The following is a 6003-nucleotide window of genomic DNA, read 5'->3' as shown; positions in this document are numbered from 1 at the left end:
CTCAGTGATCGGCTGGATATCTGGCATACCATCTACAACCACCCGCTTGCCGACGCGCAGGCGATCGTCGAATGGGTGAAGTCGACGGGCCTGAAACCGTTCCTCGATCCGCTGGATTCCGACGAACGGGCGATGTTCCTCGAAAGCTACACGGCCAAGATCGCCAAGGCCTATCCGAAAACGGCTAGCGGCAAGGTGCTTTTGCGCTTTCCACGCATCTTCATCGTTGCCAAGCGGGCCTGATTATCCATGTTGCACGAGGACCAGTCCGGCCTAAACCTTTGGTTTAAGCCGGCGTAAACCGCCGCGGTGAGAAAACTGTTGCGCCGGAGCGTTCCGGCGCCCACATGAAGCCCGCAACGCCTGCGGATGGGACGGACTGGACATGCATCGCGTCATCATCAGCGGCATCGGCGTTGAAATCCCTGAAGCCACAATCACCAATGAAGAGCTGGTGGCCAGCTTCAATGCCTGGGTCGACGCGGAGAATGCGCGCCGCCTGGGCACCGACGAGCCGCCGCTGGCGAAATCGGATAGCGACTTCATCGTCCACGCTTCGGGCGTGCGCACCCGTCATGTCATCGAGCGCGAAGGCATTCTCGACCCGACCCGCATGTCGCCGCGCATTCCGGCTCGGCCCGACGATGCGCTGTCGCTCGAAGCCGAGTTCGGCATCGCCTCGGCGAAGAAGGCTCTCGAGCATGCGGGGCTACAGCCGTCGGATATAGACCTGGTGATCTGCTCGGCCTCGCATCACCAGCGGCCCTATCCGGCGATCGCCATCGAAATGCAGGAGGCGCTGGGCACGAAGGGCGCAGGCTTCGACATGGGGCTCGGCTGTTCTTCGGCGGCGGCGGCCTTGCACATCGCCGTCAATTTGGTGCGGTCGGGCGCGCACAAGCGCATTCTGGTGACGACGCCCGAGATCATCACCGGCCATCTCAATTTCCGCGACCGGCAGACGCATTTCATTTTCGGCGACGCTTCGGTGTCGATGGTGGTCGAAGGCCTGGCCAAGGGCGACAAGCGGCCGGGGCGCTTCGAGGTGCTCGACACGCGCATCTGGACGCAGATGTCGAACAACATCCGCACCAATCTGGGCTACCATACCCGCACCGCCCAGGATGATCCCTACATGATCAATCTGGAAGGCAACCTGATCAAGCAGGTCGGCAACAAGGTGTTCAAGGAAGTCACCGTCGCCGGGCAGAAATTCATCGTCGAATTCCTCGCCGAGCACGGGCTGACGCCGCAGGCGATCAGGCGCTTCTGGCTGCATCAGGCCAATGCGCGGATGAATGCGATGATCCTGAAGCTGTCGTTCGGCCACGAGGTCGATCACGACCGCGCGCCAATGGTGCTGGAGCGGCTGGGCAACACGGCGGGCGCCGGGGCCATCGTCGCGCTGTCGGAGAACCACGCCGATATGAAGCCGGGCGATTTCGGTCTGATCTGCGCCTTCGGCGCGGGCTATTCGATCGGCGGCGCGCTGCTGAGAATGCTTTGAGGCTGCCGCGTCATGCTGGTGCGAACGGCACCAGCATCGGAACGCGCGCGGCATAGTCGTCATAGGCGCTGCCCAGTTCGCCGCGCAGGAAATTTTCTTCCAGCCTGGCTTTCGTCACGATGCCGATGATGAGCAGCGCGGTTCCGGCTATGCCCCACATGGTGCCCTTGGCTGCCATGGTGGCGAGGATCGCCAGCAGCAATCCGGTGTAGATCGGATGCCGGACAAGGCCATACGGGCCGGTGTTGACGACACGGTGCCCGGCCTTGGCGGTGATGGTGCCCGACCACAGCCTGCCGAGATGCAGGCGCGCCCACCAGGCAAAGGCGATGCCGATGGCGATCAGGGCGACACAGATCCAGGCTTCGGGGAGATCAGGCATCCACAGCCTGAGCCGGCCTTCATAGCCGTGCGCCGGAATGAACAGCAGCACCGCGCCGGCTATCCAGAGACCCCGATAGCGGGCCTCCGCCTTGAACCCGGCGCGCTTCTGGGCAGGGTCGGACCACAAAGCGGCGACGGCCCAGCTTCCTGCCCAGATCAACCAAAGCAACGTGATTGCCGTCACAGGTCGCATGATCAGCCTCCGCAAACCGTCTGGACGTCACTATGAAACCGGCACCGCGCGCCGGCAATGCGGTGCGAGATCGATGACAGGTAAGAAAAGCGTGATCGCGATCCTATCGGTGCTGTTGATCGGACGATCAGCACTTTCGACTGGACGCCGCGAAGCGCGCCCGGCTAATTCGCTGGATGACGAATAGAAAGAACGCCATGCCGGATCTCTTCCCCGAGGCTGAAAAGCCGGTTGAAATCATTGCCGCGCGAAAGCTTGCCGCCAGGGCGGCAGCGCTTTACGTGGCGCCGGCGGATCATTTTCAGACGCGCCCGGTGGACGAATTGCGGCTGGGTTTCGACGGCATTTCAGGCGATTTCCATGCCGGGCCGACACGGCGCTCGGGCGGGCGCGAGCCCTGGTATCCGCGCGGCACTGAAATGCGCAACGAACGGCAGCTGTCGATCGTGGCAGCGGATGAACTCGCCATCGTCGCCGAGCGCATGCGCCTGGCCGAGATCAGGCCGGAGTGGATCGGCGCCAATCTTGTGATCGAAGGGGTGCCGAACCTCTCCATGCTGCCGGCCGGCACGCTGCTGTTCTTCAAGGGCGGCGTGACAGTCAAGGTCGACGCGCAGAATGGTCCGTGCCGCATCGCCGGCCGGTCGATCGCGGAGAACGCCGGAATGGCCGACGTCGAAGCCGGCGCTCTGCTGTTCCCGAAAGCGGCGAAGCGGCTGCGCGGCATTGTCACCTGGGTAGAGAAGCCAGGCACGGTTAGGGCAGGCGAAGAGATATCGCTGCGCGTGCCGGAGCAGTGGATTTATCAAGCCTGAGGGCCGGCTACGCCGCCCATGGAGCGGCGCAGCAAAAGCGCTGGACTTCAGCCCTTGCGGTTCTTCTTCACGCCTTGCGCCATGATGGAAACGTCGTCCCACTTCTCCCAGGTGGCAATGCGGTTGGCGTATTCCTGCTTGATCATCGGCAGGCCGCCATCGCCGAAGAATACCCGCAGCGGCGGCTCGGCGGCGTCGACAATGGCCAGCATGGCCGGCCCGGTGGCGTCTGGATCGCCGGCGACCGAATTGGCGCGGCGCTCGGCCATCTTGGCACGGGCGGGCGCATAGGCCTCGATCGGTTGGGATACCTTGGCCGACGGCCCGGCCCAGTCGGTGGAGAAACCGCCCGGCTCGACCAGCGTCACATGGATGCCGAATTCCGCGACCTCGATGCTGAGCGACTGGCTGAAGGCCTCCAGCGCCCATTTCGAGGCGTGGTAGAGGCCGAGCGAGGCAAAGGCATTGACGCCGCCGATCGACGAGATCTGGATGATGTGGCCGGAACGCTGTGCCCGCATGATCGGCAGTGCGGCCTGAGTGACCCACAGAGCGCCGAAGACATTGGTTTCGATCTGGTCGCGAGCTTCCTGTTCGCTGACCTCCTCGATGGCGCCGAAATGGCCGTAGCCGGCATTGTTGATGACGACGTCGAGCCGGCCAAAACGCTTGTGCGCCTCGGCGACAGCGGCATCGACGGCTTTCTTGTCGGTGACGTCGAGCTTTATCGCGGCAATCCTGTCGCCGTATTTCTCGACGAGATCGGCGAGGGTGCCAGCATCGCGGGCGGTTGCCGCGACGCGGTCGCCTCGGGCGAGTGCAGCCTCGGCCCAGACGCGGCCAAAGCCCTTCGACGATCCGGTGATGAACCAAACCTTGTTTGTCATGATCTTGGAGTCCTTGCCCCTGCGGGCGTGATTTTGGATGAAAGCGGAGGCTTCTCCGCTTTCGGGCATATACGGTCGATCCTCTGATTTTCCAGAGGCGACGGGAATCTTTTGACAAAGACGCCTGAATTATCGGAGATAATTCACCTGAGACGACCAGGCCGGGTCCTCGTGCTTTTGCCAGTAGCGCGCCATCAGCCGGCTGGTGATCGGTCCGACCTTGCCATTGGCGATCGCCGCGCCGTCGATCTCCGTCACCGGCATGATGCCGCCCGCAGTGGAGGTGATGAATACCTCGTCGGCCTCGCGCAATGCGGTGACGCTGAGATCGGTCGCCGTGGCGGCAAGGCCTTCTTCTGCACAGAGATCGAAGACGGTGCGGCGGGTGACGCCGGGCAGCACGCCGGTGGCCGGCGTCGACAGTTTGCCGTCCTTGACGCAGAAGACGTTGAAGCCCGGGCCTTCGGCGACATTGCCGTTGAAGTCGAGGAGCAACGCGGTCTCTGCACCGCGGTCATAGGCATCGTAGAGGCCGCGCACCAGATCGAGCCAGTGGTAATTCTTGATCGCCGGGTCGATCGAGGCCGGCGGAATACGCATCTTGTCGCTGATGGCGACGCGCAGGCCGCGCTGCAGCTGCTCGGCATTGGCGACCGAGCCGAACGGCACGGCGAAGGCCATGAAGCGGTTGACCGCCTGGCGCGGGTCGCGGCTGAAGGTCGGAGAGGCGCCGCGCGTGCACAGCATTTCGACATAGGCGGCGCGATGACCGGACAGCGCTACGCAATTGTGCAAGATTTCGGTCACGCCGTCGCGGTCGAAGGGAATGGTCATGCGCAGCTTTTCCAGCCCGCCGAGGAAGCGGTCGAGATGCAGATCGAGGCGGAAGAAGCGGCCGTTCCAGACATGCACGGTGTCGTAGGTTGCGTCGGAATGCAGAAAACCCCAGTCCAGCACCGAGATCTTGGCCTGCGACATCGGCAGGTATTGGCCGTCGAGAAAGGCGATGCCGTCGGGGTAGGAATGCGGGTCGACATGGCGGTCGCCAACCACGGGCAGTTGCTTCTCGTCCTGTGTCGTCGCCGTGTGGCTCATTGGGGCTTCCTGTCACGCAAGGCAAGATCAGTAGGCTATCGGCGCTGGGCAGAAGGCATAGAGCCACCCGCCCGGTGCTGTTCGGCCTCGATGACGATCTCGTCGATACATTGGATCGGAATTGCCTTAGATTGCGCGCTCTGAACGGGAGGGGGAAGATGGGCAGGCTTGGGGCCGTCATAGCAGCCATGACGATGTTCGCCGCTGCGGGCGAAGCCAGCGCCCAGTGCGCGCGCGAAGGCGATGAATTGTGCCAGGGCGGGCAGACCTATCGCTGCGAGAAAACCGGCAGCGAATTGACACCGATCTTCCAGAACCTGCCTTGCGCGGTGCCGTCGCTGAGCGGCACCTGGGTCGGCAGCGGCCATCAAAGCCCGGCGGGTGACGCCGGGGCCGACTGGCCGATCGCCATGACCATCAACGATGGCAGCGCGTCGATCGACTATCCGTCACTCGGTTGCGGCGGATCGCTGTCACAGACGTCCAGTGACGGCATTTCGGCGGAATACCACGAGAGCATCACCTACGGTCAGGACAAATGCGTCGACGGCGGCAACATCACCGTCAGGTTTTTCAAGGGAAATCTGTCCTGGACCTGGATCGGCCAGGCCGATGGTCAGCCCTATAATGCGGTCGCAGTGCTTAAGCGGAAGTAGCCGTGGTCATTCCTCCTCGTCATCCGCGTCGAGCAGGCGCGTCGCGCGCCAGCGAGTGAGCACGACGTTGGTCTGCTCGATGACGAAGAAACGCGCCGAGTCGCGGTCGTAACCTTCGCTCAGCAGTTTCTCGTAATCTGTGTGCATGTGGCGGATATGGGCAATCGTCGCCAGCCATACGGCGATGCCTGGTGGCAAGGTCTTCATGTGGACCGCGCCGGCGTCGCCGCGGATCTTCTCCATGTCGGCATAGGGTGCCAGCGGCAGAAGTGCTGTCAGCGCCTTGGCGATGGCGCGGCGGCGACCGGTGGGCGCCGTCATCGCCGAACCCCGTTGGGCTCGTCGCGCCCTTCGATGGTCGCCTCGGCAATGGCGTCGGTCGAGGCGAAATAAGGTTTGATGTCGATGACCGGAGTGCCGTCGAGCACGTCGATGGCGTCGAGATCGATGCGGCCGGTGTTTTGGT

Annotated in this window: 8 protein-coding genes and 1 pseudogene; 4 read left to right on the top strand and 5 right to left on the bottom strand. The window is 63.4% G+C overall.

Annotated features, from left to right (window positions below; all coding sequences use genetic code 11):
- Positions 1-243 (top strand): annotated as a pseudogene (locus tag ENZ74_RS18430) (trans-aconitate 2-methyltransferase); the annotation flags it as partial.
- 142 nt (positions 244-385) lie between these two features.
- Positions 386-1507, top strand: a complete 1122-nt coding sequence (locus ENZ74_RS18425) for a beta-ketoacyl-ACP synthase III (RefSeq protein ID WP_027160654.1) — start codon at positions 386-388, stop codon at positions 1505-1507.
- 10 nt (positions 1508-1517) lie between these two features.
- On the opposite strand, the gene ENZ74_RS18420 is transcribed toward ENZ74_RS18425, so the two are convergent.
- A complete protein-coding gene (locus ENZ74_RS18420) occupies positions 1518-2084 on the bottom strand; it encodes an isoprenylcysteine carboxylmethyltransferase family protein (protein WP_063168495.1) in 567 nt (188 codons plus the stop codon).
- A gap of 197 nt (positions 2085-2281) precedes the next feature.
- Here ENZ74_RS18420 and ENZ74_RS18410 point away from each other — a divergent pair, with 197 nt between their 5' ends.
- Positions 2282-2899: an MOSC domain-containing protein gene (locus tag ENZ74_RS18410; RefSeq protein ID WP_063168494.1), complete on the top strand. Its 618-nt coding sequence runs from the start codon at positions 2282-2284 to the stop codon at positions 2897-2899.
- A 47-nt stretch (positions 2900-2946) separates the two neighbouring features.
- Here ENZ74_RS18410 and ENZ74_RS18405 read toward each other — a convergent pair whose 3' ends face one another.
- Both ENZ74_RS18405 and ENZ74_RS18400 read right to left on the bottom strand, forming a co-directional pair.
- Complete coding sequence (locus tag ENZ74_RS18405) at positions 2947-3786, bottom strand: SDR family oxidoreductase (protein WP_063170269.1); 840 nt, start codon at positions 3784-3786, stop codon at positions 2947-2949.
- A gap of 129 nt (positions 3787-3915) precedes the next feature.
- Positions 3916-4881 carry a D-amino acid aminotransferase gene (locus ENZ74_RS18400; protein WP_063168493.1) on the bottom strand — a complete coding sequence of 322 codons (966 nt, stop codon included), beginning with the start codon at positions 4879-4881 and terminating at the stop codon, positions 3916-3918.
- A 158-nt stretch (positions 4882-5039) separates the two neighbouring features.
- Between ENZ74_RS18400 and ENZ74_RS18395 the strand changes: the two genes are divergently transcribed.
- Positions 5040-5537, top strand: a complete 498-nt coding sequence (locus tag ENZ74_RS18395) for a hypothetical protein (RefSeq protein ID WP_063168492.1) — start codon at positions 5040-5042, stop codon at positions 5535-5537.
- A 6-nt stretch (positions 5538-5543) separates the two neighbouring features.
- Here ENZ74_RS18395 and ENZ74_RS18390 read toward each other — a convergent pair whose 3' ends face one another.
- Complete coding sequence (locus ENZ74_RS18390; protein ID WP_013530931.1) at positions 5544-5858, bottom strand: DUF2293 domain-containing protein; 315 nt, start codon at positions 5856-5858, stop codon at positions 5544-5546.
- Positions 5855-6003, bottom strand: a 149-nt coding sequence (locus ENZ74_RS18385) for a TrmO family methyltransferase (protein ID WP_206522294.1), incomplete at its 5' end; no start/stop codon positions are given. The genes ENZ74_RS18385 and ENZ74_RS18390, both read right to left, overlap by 4 nt.

Origin of the sequence: Mesorhizobium sp. M7A.F.Ca.CA.002.15.2.1, from assembly GCF_003998715.1 — a bacterium.
GTDB classification, from domain to species: domain Bacteria; phylum Pseudomonadota; class Alphaproteobacteria; order Rhizobiales; family Rhizobiaceae; genus Mesorhizobium; species Mesorhizobium ciceri.
Note: the sequence above shows the minus strand (reverse complement) of the source record. Positions and strands in the feature narration are given on the sequence as shown.